Here is a 16,211-nt window from a genome sequence, read left to right as displayed (position 1 = left end):
GGGAGAGGGGGACGGCTCAGCGCAGGGGCGCGCCGGATGTGTCGAGTTGCATCTGGGGGCGGCCGGTCACGATCAGCCAGGCGGGCAGGGAGGCGATGCAGAGCAGCGCGAGGACGGCGGGGGAGGCGACGAGGACGGCGGCGGTGAAGAGGCTGATCCAGCCCTGCCTGGTGATCGCGAGGAGGAGGCCGAGTACGCCTGAGGCGACACCGACGGCTGGATGGACCGCCGGGACGAGGGCGTGCGCGCAGAGCCCGAAGGCGGCGCCGATGAAGACCGCGGGGAAGATCCGGCCACCGCGGAAGCCGCACGAGGCGGCCACGAGCAGGGCGGCCAGCTTGACCGCGGCCAGGGCGGCGACGGCGCCCGCACCGCGGCCGTCGGGGTCGGCGGCGATCTCCTTCACCTCGTCCAGACCCTTGAACAGCGTCAGATGGCCCCCGAGGGCGCCCAGCAGCCCGAGCGTCAGACCCCCGAGGGGCAGCATCACCATCGGATGAGGCAGCCGCCGGAAGGCGGCGTGGACGAAGGGAAAGGCGTATACGGCGACGAGCCCGAAGAGGGCGGCGGCGGGGGCGATCACCAGCGAGGCCAGCAGATCGGCCCACCCGGGATAGGTGACGGGCGGCAGGGAGATGTCGAACGTGGGGTGGGCGATCAGGGCGGTGGTCGTCGCGCCGGCCCCTGCCGCGACCAGTGGGGCGAAGAGCCGGTCCCAGAGCGATCGGTCGCCGGGCCGGCGGGCGAGCGCCTCGGAGATGACGAGGGCAGCCGCCACCGGTGTGCCGAAGAGGGCGCCGATGGTGGCCGCGGAGGCCAGGGACACCCAGAGGGCGGCGGGTGCGACGGGCTGGGCGCGGCTGCCCAGCCAGTAGGCGAGGGCGATGTTGGCGGCGATGATCGGGTTCTCGGGGCCGAGGCTGACCCCGCCGGCCAGCCCGAGGGCGGCGGCAACGAGCAGACCCGGCACCACCACGGGGGACACCGGCGCCTCGTCCCCCAGACCCATGGTGGCGGGGTCGGGTCCGGCGTGCCCGGGCGCCTTCCAGACGACCAGACCGACGGCGACGCCCGTCGCCGTGAGAATGGTGATCATCCACAGTGAGGAGAAGCCGCCGATCCCCAGCGTGTCCGGAAGCGCCTCCCACAGCACGTCCTTGAACAGCTCGGCGATCTCGCTGACCCCCAGCAGAAGCAGACTCGCGCCCACCCCGATCAGCAGGGCGGGCACGATCTGCGGCAGCAGGACGCGGACGGGGGTCGGCAGCGGCGGAGACGGTGCTGAGGGTGCATCAGGAGCCACGAGCACACCATAAATGGGCGAATCCGGCATAACATCCCGAGATTCGGACTTGCACCTCTCGTTACGTGAGGTCCGAGGCTGATGTCCGTACCGAAAAGTGCCGTACCGAAGAGAGAAGGGAGCGGAAAGCCATGAGCTACTCCGTGGGACAGGTCTCCCAGTTCGCCGGAGTCACGGTGCGCACGCTGCACCACTACGACGAGATAGGGCTGCTGTCCCCGAGTGGCCGCAGCCACGCGGGCCACCGGCGTTACGACGACGCCGACCTGGACCGGCTGCAGCAGATCCTGTTCTACCGGGAGCTGGGCTTTGCGCTCGACGAGGTCGCGGCACTGCTCGACGACCCGGAGGCGGACCCGCAGGAACACCTGCGGCGCCAGCATCAGCTGCTGACCGCCCGGATCGCCGAGCTCCAGAAGATGGCCGAGGCCGTCGAGCACGCCATGGAGGCGAAGAAGATGGGCATCAACCTCACGCCCGAGGAGAAGTTCGAGGTCTTCGGGGACAAGGACCCGGACCAGTACGCGCAGGAGACCGAGGAGCGCTGGGGCACCACGGAGGCCTACGCCGAATCACAGCGCAGGGCGGCCTCGTACACCAAGGAGGACTGGCTGCGGATGAAGCAGGAGCAGGAGGACTGGGGCCGCCGTCTCTCGGCCGTCATGGACTCCGGCGCCCCCGCCGACGGCGAGGCCGCCATGGACCTCGCCGAGGAGGCGCGGCAGCAGATCTGCCGCTTCTACTACGAGTGCAGCCACGAGTTCCACACCTGCCTGGCCGAGATGTACGTCGCCGACGAGCGGTTCCGGCAGTACTACGAGGAGATCAAGCCGGGCATGGCGCAGTACCTGCACGACGCGATCTTCGCCAACGGAGTGCGGAACGTGTGACGAACGCCGGGGGCGGGGGCGGGGTCCGTACGGGGGTCGGGTCCCCGCCTCCCCGTACCCCCGGCTCGGGCACGGACGACGGCCTCAGGCGCGGGCGATGACCACGGCCGTGCCGTAGGCGCAGACCTCCGTTCCCACGTCCGCCGCCGAGGTCACGTCGAAGCGGAACGCCAGCACCGCGTTGGCCCCTCGGGCCCTGGCCTGGTCGATCAGCCGCTCCATCGCCTGGCTGCGGGTCTCCACCAGGGTCTTCGTCAGCCCCTTGAGCTCACCGCCGACCATCGACTTCAGCCCCGCGCCGATCTGGCTGCCCAGATGCCGCGACCGGACGGTCAGACCGAAGACCTCGCCGATCACCTGCTGCACCTGGAACCCGGGCACATCGTTGGTGGTGACGACCAGCACATCGGGGTGCGGGTCCTGCCCGCCGCCGTACTCTTCGATACCCATGGCGACAGCTTCCTGTCCGAGCGTGCTCGCCGCATCCCGGGGGGCCGGTGGAACCGGTGGCAGTGCGGAAGCGTTGATAGCTTTGGGCAGCCGTCCCCCCGCATTCGAACCTGGAGCCCGGAACCCGTGAATACGCTTGCGCTCGGACCGAGCTGGCTCGACCCCGACTTCCTGATCGAGACCTTCGGCCTGATCGGCGTCCTGGTCATCGTCTTCGCCGAGTCCGGCCTCCTGATCGGGTTCTTCCTGCCCGGCGACTCGCTGCTGTTCACCACCGGCCTGCTGGTCACGACGGGCGCCCTCGACACCCCGCTGTGGCTGGTGTGCACGCTGATCGTCCTCGCGGCGATCATCGGCGACCAGGTCGGCTATCTCTTCGGCCGGAAGGTCGGCCCGGCCCTCTTCAAGCGCCCGGACTCCAAGCTGTTCAAGCAGGAGAACGTGGAGAAGGCGCACGAGTTCTTCGAGAAGCACGGCCCCAAGTCGCTGATCCTGGCCCGTTTCGTGCCGATCGTGCGGACGTTCACGCCGATCATCGCGGGCGTGAGCCGGATGAACTACCGCTCGTTCATCACGTTCAACATCATCGGCGGTGTGCTGTGGGGTGCGGGTGTCACGCTCCTCGGCGCCTCGCTCGGCAAGATCGACTTCGTGCACGAGCACATCGAGGCGATCCTCATCCTGATCGTGCTGATCTCCGTGGTCCCGATCGTGATCGAGTACCTCCGCGCCCGCTCCCAGAGCAAGAAGGCCAAGGCGGAGGAATCCCCCTCGGCGGCCCAGGCCCAGGCCCAGCGCGGCCGCCACGCCAAGCGCTAGCAGCAGCTGGAAGCCGGCCGCTAGAAGCCGCGGGTTCGCTTGGCCGCGCGGCGGCCCGCGCCGCTGCCAGGGGCCTGGATGAAGAGGCGGGCCAGCTCGCCGCCGAGGTTGACGCCGATCGCGATCGCCAGGGCCAGCGCGGCCGCCTTCGCCAGCGAGGTGAAGCCCTGGTCGAGATTGTTCTGGGCGATCGCGAGGACACCGAAGTACGTCGCCGAACCAGGCAGCAGCGGCCCGATCGCCGCTGTCACGTACGGCAGGGACGACGTGTGGTGGTAGCGGGCGATCAGCTGCCCGAACAGGCCGACCAGCCCCGCCGCCACCGCCGTCGCCATCACCGCCGACCCTTCCGCGGTCACCGCGATGGACGCGAAGATCACCCACGCCACGCCGCCGTTGAGCGTCGCGAAGAGCACCGTCGCGCGGCTCTGCTGGAGCAGGATCGCGAAGGTCAGGCAGAGCACCATCGAGGCGGCGATCTGGACCGCGGGCCGTTCGACCGGCTCGAGGACCCCCTCGGGGTTGAGGTTGGCCCCGAACTGCACGGCCACATACAGCACGGACAGCACACCGACCACGATCGCGACGAAGAAGTAGCCGACTTCCAGGAGGCGTGCGGAGGCGGTGATGTAGAAGCCGGTCAGGCCGTCCTGGACGGCGGCGACCAGCGCCCGCCCCGGGATCAGGGCGAACAGCCCACCGGTGATGACCGCGGACGGCCGCAGCTCGGCGTGGAGCAGGGTCAGCAGGACCCCCATCGCGGCCGGCGGCATCGCCGCCACCAGGAACTGGTAGAACTCCGGCAGCCCGCGCCCCGCGCAGAACCACGCCAGTCGGTCACCGAGCACCGCGCCGAGCGCCGCCATGAAAAAGACGGTCGGCCCGCCGCCGACCAGCACGGACGCCGCGCCGGCCAGCCCGCCGGCGGCCGTCGTGAGCACCCAGCCGGGGTACGGGTGCCGGTTTCGCCGGATCTCGGCGAGGCGCCGGTAGGCCTCCTCCGGGGAGACGTCTTGGTCCTCGGCGTTGATGTCGGCGAGGAGCTGGTAGACCGCCTCGAGACGGGTGTAGTCGGTGCCCCGCCGCCGTACGGTCCGGTTCGCGGTGACCGGGTCGTCCACCAGCGACGGCTGGTACGTGATCGACAGCAGGGTGAACGTGACCGTCGGCTCGCACCGGTCGAGGCCGTAACTGCGGCAGATCGCGAACATCGCCGCCTCGACGTCCTCGGCGCCCTCGCCGCCCGCGAGCAGCAGCTCGCCGATACGGAGCGTCAGGTCGAGCACGCGGGGGACGGCCGGGCCGGTCTCGTCGTCCTTCCGGGCCGCCAGCTCCGGCACCGGCCGCTCGCTGACCGGCAGCCGCAGCATCGTGCGCATCCGGTCCTGCCAGGGCGCGTCCTTGGACAGCCGGACCATCGGCACGCCGTGGGCCGGGGTGAAGACGGGCGGCGACTTCCGCGCCGAATACGTGGAGGGCGGTGCGAAGGCGGAACCTTCCTGCTCCGGCGGACCTTCCGCGTCCACGCCCTCGGGAAGGGCGAACTCGGAGGTCGGATGCTCCTCCTCCGGTACGACAGGCTGCTCGACCCCGGCCGGCGGGGTGAAGGCGCTGCGCGCCTCGTCCGACTGCGGCTTACGGTCCTCTGGACCGTCCGGCTCCGCCACCACTGCGTTCGTCCTCACTCCCATGCGACCCATGCGGCCCGCCTGCCCAGTATGGACACGGTCAGCCGGTCCCACGCGAGACGGACGGCGCCCCCACCACCGATGCGGACGCGCGACGGGCGGCGCACCCCGTGGGGTGCACCGCCCGTCGGACGTTCAGCAGCGCCTCACCGGCGCCTCGGCGGGAAATCCGCTCAGTGGGCGCCGCCCTGCGCCTCAAGGCGCTTGTAGGAGGCCTCGATCTCGGCCTCGGCCTCGGTGCGGCCGACCCAGTTGGCGCCCTCGACCGACTTGCCCGGCTCCAGGTCCTTGTAGACCTCGAAGAAGTGCTGGATCTCCAGGCGGTCGAACTCGGAGACGTGGTGGATGTCCCGCAGGTGCTCGACACGCGGGTCGGAGGCCGGCACGCACAGCAGCTTGTCGTCGCCACCCGCCTCGTCGGTCATCCGGAACATGCCGATCGCGCGGCACTTGATCAGGCAGCCGGGGAACGTCGGCTCGTCCAGGATCACCAGCGCGTCCAGCGGGTCGCCGTCCTCGCCCAGGGTGTTCTCCACGAAGCCGTAGTCGGCCGGGTAGCTGGTCGAGGTGAAGAGGCGACGGTCAAGGCGGATCCGACCGGTCTCGTGGTCGACCTCGTACTTGTTCCGCGATCCCTTCGGGATCTCGATGGTGACGTCGAACTCCACGGGTGGCTCCTCCTGATCAACACATATGTCTGCTTGCGACATGGCGCAGTGGTTAAGTGTCCCTCACGCACGTGTGTGATCGCGAAAGGGGCTGGTCAGCGATGCCGGAGCCGAGATTGTGGCAGCTCACGGCGGGCTCAGCCGTGCTCGGCCTCGCCCTTGCGGCCGGGGCGGTGACCACGGCAGGCCCCTGGGACTCCGGTCAGCGTAAGGCCGAGCGGTCCTGGGCGGCCGCCCAGGAGGGCACAGGTGGCGCACATCACGAACCGGGCGCGCCCGGCCCCCAGCGCCCGACGCCCGCCCCCAGCGCCGCAGGGGTGCTCACCGCGCTCGCCTCCCCGCGCGGCGCCGCCCCGGGCGACCTCGTCCCCAGGCTCGTACCCCTCCTGAACGACCCCGGCCTCGGCCCGCTGCGCTCCGCGTCGGTCGTCGACGCCACCACCGGCAAGCGGCTGTACGGAGCCGGGGACACCACCCCGATGACCCCCGCCTCCACGATCAAGATCGCCACGGCGGTGGCGGCGCTCACCGCCCTCGGCCCCGACCACCGCATCGCCACCACCGTCGTCGCCGGCAAGGACGCCCGCCGCATCACCCTGGTCGGCGGCGGCGACGCCACCCTCGACCGGGCCCGGCTGCGCGCCCTGGCCGCCGGCACCGCCCGCGCCCTGCGCGACCGGGGCGTCACCACCGTCCGCCTCGCCTACGACACCTCGCTCTACCAGGGCCCGGTCACGCACCGCATCGGCCCCAACGACAACCTCGCCCCCGTCGTCCCCCTCATGCTCCACGCCGGGCGGCTCGACAACTCCACGTACGGCACCGCCCGCCGCAGCGCGGACCCGGCCTTCGACACGGCAACCGCCTTCGGACAGCTCCTCGGCAAGGCGGGCGTGGCCGTCGAGGCCGCCCCCGCCCCCGGCCGAGCTCCCAAGGGCCCCGAGGCCGTCACCGTCGCCAAGACGCTCTCGGCCCCCCTGTCGGCCCTCGTGGAGCGCACCCTGACCCACAGCGACAACGACCTCGCCGAAGCCCTCGCCCGCCAGACCGCGCTCAAGACCGGCCGGCCCGCCAGCTTCGACGGCGCCGCCAAGGCCGTCCGCACCACCCTCGCCCGGCTGGACGTCCCCCTCACCGGCGCCCGCTTCGCCGACGGCAGCGGACTCGACCGGCGCGACCAGGTCTCCGCCGCCCTCCTCACCGCACTGCTGACCCGCGCCGCCGACCCGGCCAGACCCGCCCTGCGCCCCGTCCTCACCGGCCTGCCCGTCGGCGGCTTCAGCGGCACCCTCCGCAGCCGCTTCGAGGACGGTTCACCGGGCGCCGGACTCGTCCGCGCCAAGACCGGCACCCTCACCGGCGTGAACGCCCTCGCCGGAACCGTCGTGACCGCGGACGGCCGACTCCTCGCCTTCGCCTTCCTCGCCGGACGCACCCCGTCCGCCGACACCGCCCAGCCCGCCCTGGACCGGCTGTCCGCGGCCCTCGCCCCACCCCGCTGACGCCCCGTCCGCCGCAGGACCCTCACCCCCACGCCCGGCAGCACGTACGGTTGACGCATGACGAGCATCGGTGGTGCCGAGATGGTCGACTGGAACCTCGCGGTGGCGACCGCGATCCGACTGGTGCGCCCGGGGCCGGAGGTGAGCCGCGACGAGGCCCGCGCGGTCGTCGCCGAACTTCGGCGCCACGCCAAGTCCTCCGAGGAACACGTACGGGCCTACACCCGGATGATCCCCGAGGGCCACACGCCCGACGACACCCCCGTCCTGGTCGTCGACCGGGCCGGCTGGGTCAGGGCCAACGTCGCCGGATTCCGCGAGCTGCTCGCCCCGCTCCTGGCCAAGATGCAGGAACGCCGCTCCGGAACCCCCGGCGCCGCCATGCTCGGCGCGGTCGGCGGCAAGGTCACCGGCGTCGAGCTCGGCATGCTGCTGTCCTTCCTCGCCTCCCGCGTCCTCGGGCAGTACGAGACCTTCGCCCCCGTCACCCGCGACCTGCCCGGCAGCGCGGACGGCGGCGGCCGCCTCCTGCTCGTCGCCCCCAACATCGTCCACGTGGAGCGCGAGCTCGAGGTCGACCCGCACGACTTCCGTCTCTGGGTCTGCCTCCACGAGGAGACCCACCGCACCCAGTTCACCGCCGTCCCGTGGCTGCGCGACCACCTCCAGGGCGAAATTCAGTCATTCCTCGCCGCGACCGACGTCGACCCCTCCACCGTCCTGGAACGGCTGAGAGAAGCCGCTCAGAGCTTCGCAGGCGGCCGCCCCGAGGCCGAGGAGGACGACGGCGGACGCTCCCTCGTCGAGCTGGTGCAGACGCCCGAACAGCGCGAGATCCTCGGCCGACTCACCGCCGTGATGTCCCTCCTGGAGGGCCACGCCGACTACGTCATGGACGGCGTCGGACCCCAGGTCGTGCCGTCCGTAGCGGAGATCCGCGAGAAGTTCCAGCAGCGCCGCGCACGTGGCGCGTCGCGCCTCGACCAGGCACTGCGCAAACTCCTCGGCCTCGATGCCAAGCTCCGTCAGTACCGCGACGGAGAGCGGTTCGTACGGGCCGTGGTGGAGGAGGTGGGCATGGACGGCTTCAACCGCGTCTGGACGTCCCCGAACACGCTGCCGACCAAGGCGGAGATCGCCAAACCGGCGGACTGGGTGGCGAGGGTGCACCGTAAAACAGATTCGTGAGTCCGATGAGGCGGAACGGCAGAAGGACGCCCCCCTAATCACCCATCCGAGGGACCGTGAGCCATGGGTAGGCGTGCAATGCTCGGGGAACGGCCAGGTTCTGTCACCATCGACGCACTCTGAGTGACCGAACCCCCTGTTACGACCGTTAACACTCCGACCGAGGCACCCCTACTCCACGAAGGGCACCGGACATGGGTCCCCATCCTGCGGTCGCGGCGATACGCCTGGCGGTCCGCCGCGTACTCCACGACGTACTGACCGAGACCACCAACGAGAACCGAACCGACGCGCACGGCACTCCGCCCGCGCCCCTGGTCCTCGTCGCCTGCTCAGGCGGCGCCGACTCCATGGCGCTCGCCTCCGCCCTCGCCTTCGAAGCCCGCAAACTTTCCGTGCGCGCCGGCGGCATCACCGTCGACCACGGCCTCCAGGACGGCTCCGACCTCCGCGCCGCCGAGGTCGTCGCACGCCTCCGAGAGATGAACCTCGACCCCGTCGAGTCCGTCGCCGTCCGCGTCGGCCGCGAAGGCGGGCCCGAGGCCGCCGCCCGCGACGCCCGCTACGCCGCCCTCGACGAAGCCGCCGACCGCCTCGGCGCCGCCGCCGTCCTGCTCGGCCACACCCGCGACGACCAGGCGGAAACCGTTTTGCTCGGCCTCGCCCGCGGCTCCGGCATCCGCTCCCTGTCCGGCATGGCCGCCGTCTCCGGCGCCGCAGGCCGCTACCGCCGCCCCTTCCTCGCGCTCGACCGGCAGACCGCCCGCAAGGCCTGCCTGGTCCAGTCGATCCCGGTCTGGGACGACCCCCACAACACCGACCCCGCCTACACCCGCTCCCGGCTCCGCCACGAAGGCCTGCCCGCCCTGGAGAAGGCGCTTGGCAAGGGAGTCGTCGAAGCACTGGCCCGCACCGCGCAGCTCTCCCGCGACGACGCCGACGCCCTCGACTCCTGGGCCGCCGCCGCGGACTCCTCCGTACGCGACGAAGCCGGCCAGCTGGAGTGCGCCAAGCTCTACGGACTGCCCCCCGCCGTCCGCCGCCGCGTCCTGCGCCGCGCGGTCATCGCCGAAGGCGCCCCCGCGGGATCACTCTTCGCCCGTCACATCGAAGAAGTCGACCGGCTGATCACGAGCTGGCGCGGCCAGGGAGCCATCAATCTGCCCGGCCGAGTCGAGGCACGACGGCAGGGTGGCAGACTGGTCATCCGGCAAGGCTGACGCAAGCTGCAACGAAAGTGACCCGGGTGAACGAGAAGGACATGAGCACCGACCTTCAGTCGGTGCTCATCACCAAGGAAGAGATCGACGCGAAGCTGGCCGAGCTGGCCGCGAAGATCGACGCGGAGTACGCGGGCAAGGACCTGCTCCTCGTCGGTGTCCTCAAGGGCGCCGTGATGGTGATGGCGGACCTGGCGCGCGCCCTGTCCACCCCCGTCACCATGGACTGGATGGCCGTCTCGTCGTACGGCGCGGGCACCCAGTCCTCCGGTGTGGTGCGGATCCTCAAGGACCTCGACACCGACATCAAGGGCAAGCACGTCCTGATCGTCGAGGACATCATCGACTCCGGGCTGACGCTGTCCTGGCTGCTGTCCAACCTCGGTTCGCGGGAGCCGGCCTCCCTGGAGGTGTGCACCCTGCTGCGCAAGCCGGACGCCGCCAAGGTCGCGATCGACGTCAAGTGGATCGGCTTCGACATTCCCAATGAGTTTGTCGTGGGATACGGCCTGGATTACGCGGAGAAGTACCGCAACCTCCCCTTCGTCGGCACGCTCGCGCCGCACGTGTACGGAGGCTGAGGCACGGGAACCCGCACCGCCCTCCCGCCGTTGGAGCAAGGGAAGGCGGTCGCGGGTGACAATGCTGGGGTACCGTCCGAAGAACAGCTTTTCTTTCTCACAGCAGCATTTACCTACGGGCAGGAGGGACGGAGCGATTTCGCTCCGTATGGATGGACGTGAAGCGATACTTCCGTGGGCCGGTCATGTGGATCGTGCTGGCCGTCCTCGCCGTGGTCGTGTTGATGCAGGTCGTCGGCTCGTCCGGCGGCTACAAGACGGTGGACACCGGTGAGGTCGTCCAGGCGATCGACAGGAACCAGGTCGATCAGGTCAAGCTGACCACCGGCGACGAGCAGATCATCAAGGTCGACCTCAAGGACGGCCAGAAGGTCAAGGGCAGCGACAAGATCCAGGCCAGCTACATCGGGACCCAGGGTTCCGACCTGGCCGCGACGCTGCAGAAGAAGTTCGAGGCAGGTGAGATCGACAAGGGCTACACGGTCTCGCCGTCCAAGCAGTCCCCGTTCATCTCGGTGCTGCTCTCGCTGCTGCCCTTCGTCCTCATCGTCGTGGTGTTCCTGTTCCTGATGAATCAGATGCAGGGCGGCGGCTCCCGAGTCATGCAGTTCGGGAAGTCCAAGGCCAAGCTGATCACCAAGGACACCCCCAAGACCACCTTCGCCGACGTGGCCGGGTCCGACGAGGCCGTCGAGGAGCTCCACGAGATCAAGGAGTTCCTCCAGGAGCCGGCGAAGTTCCAGGCCGTCGGTGCCAAGATCCCGAAGGGTGTGCTGCTGTACGGCCCGCCCGGTACGGGCAAGACGCTCCTCGCGCGCGCCGTCGCGGGCGAGGCCGGCGTGCCGTTCTACTCGATCTCCGGCTCCGACTTCGTCGAGATGTTCGTCGGTGTCGGTGCCTCCCGGGTCCGCGACCTCTTCGAGCAGGCCAAGGCGAACGCCCCGGCGATCGTCTTCGTCGACGAGATCGACGCCGTCGGCCGGCACCGCGGCGCGGGCCTCGGCGGCGGCCACGACGAGCGCGAGCAGACCCTCAACCAGCTCCTCGTCGAGATGGACGGCTTCGACGTAAAGGGCGGCGTCATCCTGATCGCCGCCACGAACCGGCCCGACATCCTCGACCCGGCGCTGCTGCGCCCGGGCCGCTTCGACCGGCAGATCGCCGTCGACCGCCCGGACATGCAGGGCCGTCTGGAGATCCTCAAGGTCCACCAGAAGGGCAAGCCGGTCGCCCCGGACGTCGACCTCGGCGCCGTCGCCCGCCGTACGCCCGGCTTCACCGGTGCCGATCTGTCCAACGTCCTGAACGAGGCGGCGCTCCTGACCGCCCGCAGCGACAAGAAGCTGATCGACAACCACTCGCTGGACGAGGCGATCGACCGTGTGGTCGCGGGCCCGCAGAAGCGGACCCGGATCATGTCGGACAAGGAGAAGAAGATCACCGCGTACCACGAGGGCGGACACGCCCTGGTCGCGGCGGCCTCGCCGAACTCCGACCCGGTCCACAAGATCACGATCCTGTCCCGCGGCCGGGCCCTGGGCTACACCATGGTCCTCCCGGACGAGGACAAGTACTCGACCACGCGCAACGAGATGCTCGACCAGCTGGCATACATGCTGGGCGGGCGCGCGGCCGAGGAGCTGGTCTTCCACGACCCGACCACGGGCGCGGCCAACGACATCGAGAAGGCCACGGCCACCGCCCGCGCGATGGTCACGCAGTACGGCATGACCGAGCGGCTCGGCGCGATCAAGTTCGGCGGCGACAACACCGAGCCGTTCCTCGGCCGTGAGATGGCGCACCAGCGCGACTACTCGGAAGAGGTCGCGGCGCTGGTCGACGAAGAGGTCAAGAAGCTCATCGAGACCGCGCACAACGAGGCCTGGGAGATCCTCGTCGAGAACCGCGACGTCCTCGACAACCTGGTCCTCCAGCTGCTGGAGAAGGAGACGCTCGGCAAGGAGGAGATCGCCGAGATCTTCGCCCCGATCGTCAAGCGCCCGGCCCGCCCGGCGTGGACCGGCTCCTCGCGGCGTACGCCCTCGACGCGTCCGCCGGTGCTCTCCCCGAAGGAGCTGGCGCTCACCAACGGCGCGAGCAACGCCACGGTGGACACCACCACGGTGGACACCACCAAGGCGACCGAGGTGGTCCCCGAGGAGCGCCCGGAGGCCTGATCTCGCCTTGACGGGTCTGCCGGTCGCCCCGGCAGACCCGGAATGGATGCCGCGCCCCCCAGGTTTTAGCCTGTGGGGGCGCGGCATTTCGCGTACTCAGGTAGACGGAACGAGGCACAAATGACCGACCCGGTGACGCTGGACGGCGAGGGCACGATCGGCGAGTTCGACGAGAAGCGCGCCGAGAACGCCGTGCGGGAGCTCCTCATCGCGGTCGGCGAGGACCCGGACCGCGAGGGACTGCGCGAGACGCCGGGGCGGGTGGCGAGGGCGTACAAGGAGATATTCGCCGGCCTCTGGCAGGAGCCCGAGGACGTCCTGACGACGACGTTCGATCTCGGACACGACGAGATGGTCCTCGTGAAGGACATCGAGGTGTACAGCACCTGTGAGCACCACCTCGTCCCCTTCAGGGGCATTGCTCACGTCGGCTACATCCCCTCCACCACGGGCAAGATCACGGGCCTGTCCAAGCTGGCCCGGCTGGTAGATGTCTACGCCCGCCGCCCCCAGGTCCAGGAGCGTCTGACCACGCAGGTCGCCGACTCCCTGATGGAGATCCTGGAGCCGCGCGGAGTGATCGTGGTCGTCGAGTGCGAGCACATGTGCATGTCGATGAGGGGCATCCGTAAGCCGGGAGCCAAGACGATCACCTCGGCCGTTCGTGGTCAGCTGCGCGACCCCGCGACCCGCAACGAGGCGATGAGCCTGATCATGGCTCGCTGAGCGCCCGGGACAGACGCCCTCGGCGCCCGACGGCGTGTTCCGCCGGGCGCCGGAGCGGTTCAGACCGTCGTGGTGCCCGGGGGCTGGTCGTCCTCGGGGAGTTTGCAGACGCGCTCCAGGAAGAGGGCCGCCGCGATCACGGCGATGCCCGCGAGGACCGAGAAGGCCGCGTAGATCGCCTGGTCACGGCGGGCCGGGATGTCCAGGGAGCCGAGCAGGTAGACGCCCGTACCGCCGTACATGCCGGAGACCAGGGCCGCCACCAGGGCGCTCGCCTGGCCGAAGACCACGGCGCGGGCCGCCATCAGGGGTTCCACGCCCTTCGCGCCGGGGCGGCGCTCGCGCTGGGCCCTCAGGCGGGCGCGGATCGACAGGGCCGTGGCCATGAGGACCACGGCGATCGCGGCGAGCACGATGGGCGCGGCGAGGGGCACGCTGGGCAGGGTGCCGAAGGCCTCCCAGAGCCGGGCGCCGCCCCAGGACAGGATGCCGGCGACGACGAACAGTCCGGCCAGAACCTTCAGCCGCAGTTGCTTCACCAGGTGCCTTTCGCTGCGTGGTCGTCGAGGAGGGTCGGGGCGGCTATTCGGGCAGGCGGAGTTCCAGGTCGGCGCGGGCGGTCACACCGTCGAGGCCGACGCCGGCCAGCAGGTCGGTGACCTGGCCGTGGCCGGGCAGCTGGGCCTCGGGGTCCACGTCGTGCCAGGGGGCGAGGACGAAGCCGCGCTGGTGGGCGCGGGGGTGGGGCAGCGTCAGCACCGGGTCGTCGGAGACCACGTCGGCGTACGTGACGATGTCCACGTCGATCGTGCGTGGCCCCCAGCGCTCCTCACGGACCCGGTCGTAGGCCTCCTCGATGGCGTGGGCGCGCTCCAGTAGCGAGGACGGCGGCAGGGTCGTCTTCACGACCACGACGGCGTTGAAGTACGACGGCTGGGAGCCGGGCTCGACGCCCCAGGGCTCCGTCTCGTACACCGGGGAGACCGCCTTGACCCGCAGACCCGGGGTGTCCTCCAGGGCGTCGATGGCGCCCTGGAGGGTCTCCAGCCGGTTGCCCAGGTTGGAGCCGAGGGCGATCACGGCCCGTTTGGGGTTGGAGAGCGTGACGTCGGCGGCGTCGACCGTCTCCACCACGGAGGTGGGGACGGGCTGCACCGTGGGGTCGCTCATGCTCGCCTCCGGGTGATGGTGATGGTCACGTCGTCGAAGGGGACCGTGATCGGCGCGTCCGGCTTGTGCACCACCACCTCGACCTCCTGGACGCCCTCGTGCTTCAGGCACTGCTGGGCGATCCGCTCGGCGAGCGTCTCGATCAGATCGACCGGCTCTCCCTGGACCACGTCCACGACCTCTTCGGCGACCACGCCGTAGTGCACGGTCTTCGCCAGGTCGTCGTCGGCCGCCGCCGGGCGGGTGTCGAGGCCGAGCACCAGGTCCACGATGAAGGTCTGGCCCTCCTCGCGCTCCCGGGGGAAGACGCCATGGTGCCCGCGGGCCTTGAGGCCGCGCAGCGCGACACGATCCACGCGAATCACTCCTGCTGTTCGTAGGTCTTGCGGCATGCTGCCGGGTGCGGACGGCGTTGTGCCACCTCTCGAATCTACCTGCGGGTACCGACAGTGCCCGCCCATGGGGTGTGTCTGCCCCCCGCTTACCCACTCAGGCGGCGGTGTCGTCGCCTTCCTCGTCACCGGTTTCGGTGAGGACCGGCGAACCGTGGTGGGACCAGATCCGCCACCCCCCGGTTGTGCGCCGGAACACATTCGTGGCGACCACGAGCTGGCCGACCAGGGGGCCGAGTTCGGCGCCGTCCTCGGCGGGCCCGCCGCTGAGGATGTTCTCCGTGCAGGTGACCAGCGCGGTGTCGCCGGCCAGGGAGACCTGGACGTCGGTGAGGAAGAACTGGATGTATTCGGTGTTCGCCATGATCAGGGCGTACGAGCGCAGAACCTCGCCGCGGCCGGTGAGGACCGGCCAGCCGGGGTGGACGCAGGTGATCGTGGAGCGCCGGTCGTCGAGCCAGAGGTCGGAGATCTCCTCGAAGTCGCCGCGCTCCATCGCCTCGTAGAAGGCGGTGTTGACCGCCTCCACGGCCTCGATGTCGGTGGCGCGCGTCACGCGGCTCCCTCGACGGCTCGGGCGACCCGCACGGCGTCGGCGGTGGCGCGCACCTCGTGGACGCGGACCGCCCAGGCGCCCTGGTGGGCGGCGATGGCGGAGACGGCGGCGGTGGCGGCGTCCCGTTCGCGGGCCGGCGGCGGGCCGCCGTCGCCGGCCAGGACGTGGCCGAGGAAGCGTTTACGGGAGGCGGCGACCAGAAGTGGGCGGCCCAGTTCGCGCAGGTCGCCGAGGTGGGCGACGAGGGCCAGGTCGTGCGGGGCCTGCTTGGCGAAGCCGAGGCCGGGGTCGACGACCAGCCGCTCGGGGGCGATACCGCCCTCGACGACGGCTTCCATGCGGGCGCGCAGTTCGGTGAGGACCTCGGCGACCACGTCGTCGTAGACGGCGAGGCTGTTCATGGTGCTGCTGAAGCCGCGCCAGTGCATGACGACGAAGGGGACTTCGGCGGCGGCGACGGCCGGGACCATGTCCGGGTCGGCGAGGCCGCCGCTGACGTCGTTGACGAGGGTGGCGCCGGCCGCGACGGCCTGGGCGGCGACCGAGGCGCGCATGGTGTCGACGGAGACGGTGACGCCTTCGGCGGCGAGGCCTCGTACGACCGGTATGACCCGCCGCAGCTCTTCGTCCTCGTCGACCCGGCTGGCGCCGGGGCGGGTCGACTCGCCGCCCACGTCGACCATGTCCGCGCCTTGGGCGACCAGGTCGAGTCCGTGCTTGACGGCGGCCGTGGTGTCGAACCAGCGGCCGCCGTCGGAGAAGGAGTCCGGCGTCACATTGACGACTCCCATGACCGCACAGCGATCCCACTCCGGCAGGCCCCAGGCCGTGCCCCGTCCGCGCAACGTACTCATGTCTCCAGCCTAGGGCCCAGCGGGTGC

Annotated in this window: 17 protein-coding genes; 8 read left to right on the top strand and 9 right to left on the bottom strand. The window is 70.7% G+C overall.

Annotated elements, in window-relative coordinates:
* Nucleotides 1-16: 16 nt before the first annotated feature.
* Nucleotides 17-1,333, bottom strand: coding sequence for an ion channel protein (locus tag IEZ01_RS17085; protein WP_189202439.1), 1,317 nt, complete (start codon nt 1,331-1,333; stop codon nt 17-19).
* Nucleotides 1,334-1,434: 101 nt separating this feature from the next.
* On the opposite strand from IEZ01_RS17085, the gene IEZ01_RS17080 reads away from it, so the two are divergent.
* Nucleotides 1,435-2,193 carry a MerR family transcriptional regulator gene (locus IEZ01_RS17080; protein WP_189202437.1) on the top strand — a complete coding sequence of 253 codons (759 nt, stop codon included), beginning with the start codon at nt 1,435-1,437 and terminating at the stop codon, nt 2,191-2,193.
* Between the two features lie 84 nt (nt 2,194-2,277).
* Here the strand turns inward: IEZ01_RS17080 and IEZ01_RS17075 are convergent, their stop codons facing one another.
* Nucleotides 2,278-2,643, bottom strand: a complete 366-nt coding sequence (locus IEZ01_RS17075) for a YbjQ family protein (protein WP_019888406.1) — start codon at nt 2,641-2,643, stop codon at nt 2,278-2,280.
* A 126-nt stretch (nt 2,644-2,769) separates the two neighbouring features.
* Here IEZ01_RS17075 and IEZ01_RS17070 point away from each other — a divergent pair, with 126 nt between their 5' ends.
* Nucleotides 2,770-3,462, top strand: coding sequence for a DedA family protein (locus IEZ01_RS17070; protein WP_019888408.1), 693 nt, complete (start codon nt 2,770-2,772; stop codon nt 3,460-3,462).
* 20 nt (nt 3,463-3,482) lie between these two features.
* Here IEZ01_RS17070 and IEZ01_RS17065 read toward each other — a convergent pair whose 3' ends face one another.
* Nucleotides 3,483-5,132 (bottom strand): threonine/serine exporter family protein, encoded by a 1,650-nt coding sequence (locus IEZ01_RS17065; protein ID WP_019888409.1) that lies wholly within the window; start codon nt 5,130-5,132, stop codon nt 3,483-3,485.
* A gap of 191 nt (nt 5,133-5,323) precedes the next feature.
* Complete coding sequence (locus IEZ01_RS17060) at nt 5,324-5,818, bottom strand: inorganic diphosphatase (RefSeq protein WP_108151010.1); 495 nt, start codon at nt 5,816-5,818, stop codon at nt 5,324-5,326.
* A 101-nt stretch (nt 5,819-5,919) separates the two neighbouring features.
* Here IEZ01_RS17060 and dacB point away from each other — a divergent pair, with 101 nt between their 5' ends.
* From dacB to folE, 6 genes are all read left to right on the top strand, one after another.
* Nucleotides 5,920-7,320: a D-alanyl-D-alanine carboxypeptidase/D-alanyl-D-alanine endopeptidase gene (dacB, locus tag IEZ01_RS17055; protein WP_028797810.1), complete on the top strand. Its 1,401-nt coding sequence runs from the start codon at nt 5,920-5,922 to the stop codon at nt 7,318-7,320.
* A 57-nt stretch (nt 7,321-7,377) separates the two neighbouring features.
* Complete coding sequence (locus tag IEZ01_RS17050; RefSeq protein ID WP_019888414.1) at nt 7,378-8,508, top strand: Rv3626c family coenzyme F420 biosynthesis-associated protein; 1,131 nt, start codon at nt 7,378-7,380, stop codon at nt 8,506-8,508.
* Nucleotides 8,509-8,702: 194 nt separating this feature from the next.
* Nucleotides 8,703-9,728 (top strand): tRNA lysidine(34) synthetase TilS, encoded by a 1,026-nt coding sequence (tilS, locus tag IEZ01_RS17045; RefSeq protein ID WP_019888415.1) that lies wholly within the window; start codon nt 8,703-8,705, stop codon nt 9,726-9,728.
* 41 nt (nt 9,729-9,769) lie between these two features.
* Nucleotides 9,770-10,309: a hypoxanthine phosphoribosyltransferase gene (hpt, locus tag IEZ01_RS17040; RefSeq protein ID WP_040875606.1), complete on the top strand. Its 540-nt coding sequence runs from the start codon at nt 9,770-9,772 to the stop codon at nt 10,307-10,309.
* Between the two features lie 152 nt (nt 10,310-10,461).
* Entirely contained in the window at nt 10,462-12,486 is a 2,025-nt protein-coding gene (ftsH, locus tag IEZ01_RS17035) for an ATP-dependent zinc metalloprotease FtsH (protein ID WP_019888417.1), read from the top strand.
* A gap of 120 nt (nt 12,487-12,606) precedes the next feature.
* The gene (gene folE / locus IEZ01_RS17030) at nt 12,607-13,212 is read left to right on the top strand and encodes a GTP cyclohydrolase I FolE (RefSeq protein WP_019888418.1); all 606 of its coding nucleotides are present in this window, start codon (nt 12,607-12,609) and stop codon (nt 13,210-13,212) included.
* A gap of 59 nt (nt 13,213-13,271) precedes the next feature.
* On the opposite strand, the gene IEZ01_RS17025 is transcribed toward folE, so the two are convergent.
* The 5 genes from IEZ01_RS17025 to folP form a co-directional block, all read right to left on the bottom strand.
* Nucleotides 13,272-13,751: a DUF3180 domain-containing protein gene (locus IEZ01_RS17025; RefSeq protein ID WP_019888419.1), complete on the bottom strand. Its 480-nt coding sequence runs from the start codon at nt 13,749-13,751 to the stop codon at nt 13,272-13,274.
* Between the two features lie 43 nt (nt 13,752-13,794).
* The gene (folK, locus tag IEZ01_RS17020; protein WP_019888421.1) at nt 13,795-14,382 is read right to left on the bottom strand and encodes a 2-amino-4-hydroxy-6-hydroxymethyldihydropteridine diphosphokinase; all 588 of its coding nucleotides are present in this window, start codon (nt 14,380-14,382) and stop codon (nt 13,795-13,797) included.
* Entirely contained in the window at nt 14,379-14,738 is a 360-nt protein-coding gene (gene folB / locus IEZ01_RS17015; RefSeq protein WP_019888422.1) for a dihydroneopterin aldolase, read from the bottom strand. Before folB ends, folK begins: the two co-directional genes overlap by 4 nt.
* A 133-nt stretch (nt 14,739-14,871) precedes the next feature.
* The gene (locus IEZ01_RS17010) at nt 14,872-15,330 is read right to left on the bottom strand and encodes a nuclear transport factor 2 family protein (RefSeq protein WP_019888423.1); all 459 of its coding nucleotides are present in this window, start codon (nt 15,328-15,330) and stop codon (nt 14,872-14,874) included.
* Nucleotides 15,327-16,184: a dihydropteroate synthase gene (gene folP, locus IEZ01_RS17005; protein WP_078513368.1), complete on the bottom strand. Its 858-nt coding sequence runs from the start codon at nt 16,182-16,184 to the stop codon at nt 15,327-15,329. The genes IEZ01_RS17010 and folP overlap by 4 nt, the downstream gene beginning before the upstream one ends.
* Nucleotides 16,185-16,211 lie beyond the last annotated feature (27 nt).

Source organism: Streptomyces purpureus (genome assembly GCF_014648195.1).
Lineage (GTDB): Bacteria > Actinomycetota > Actinomycetes > Streptomycetales > Streptomycetaceae > Streptomyces > Streptomyces purpureus.
This window is presented reverse-complemented; position numbering and strand designations above follow the sequence as displayed.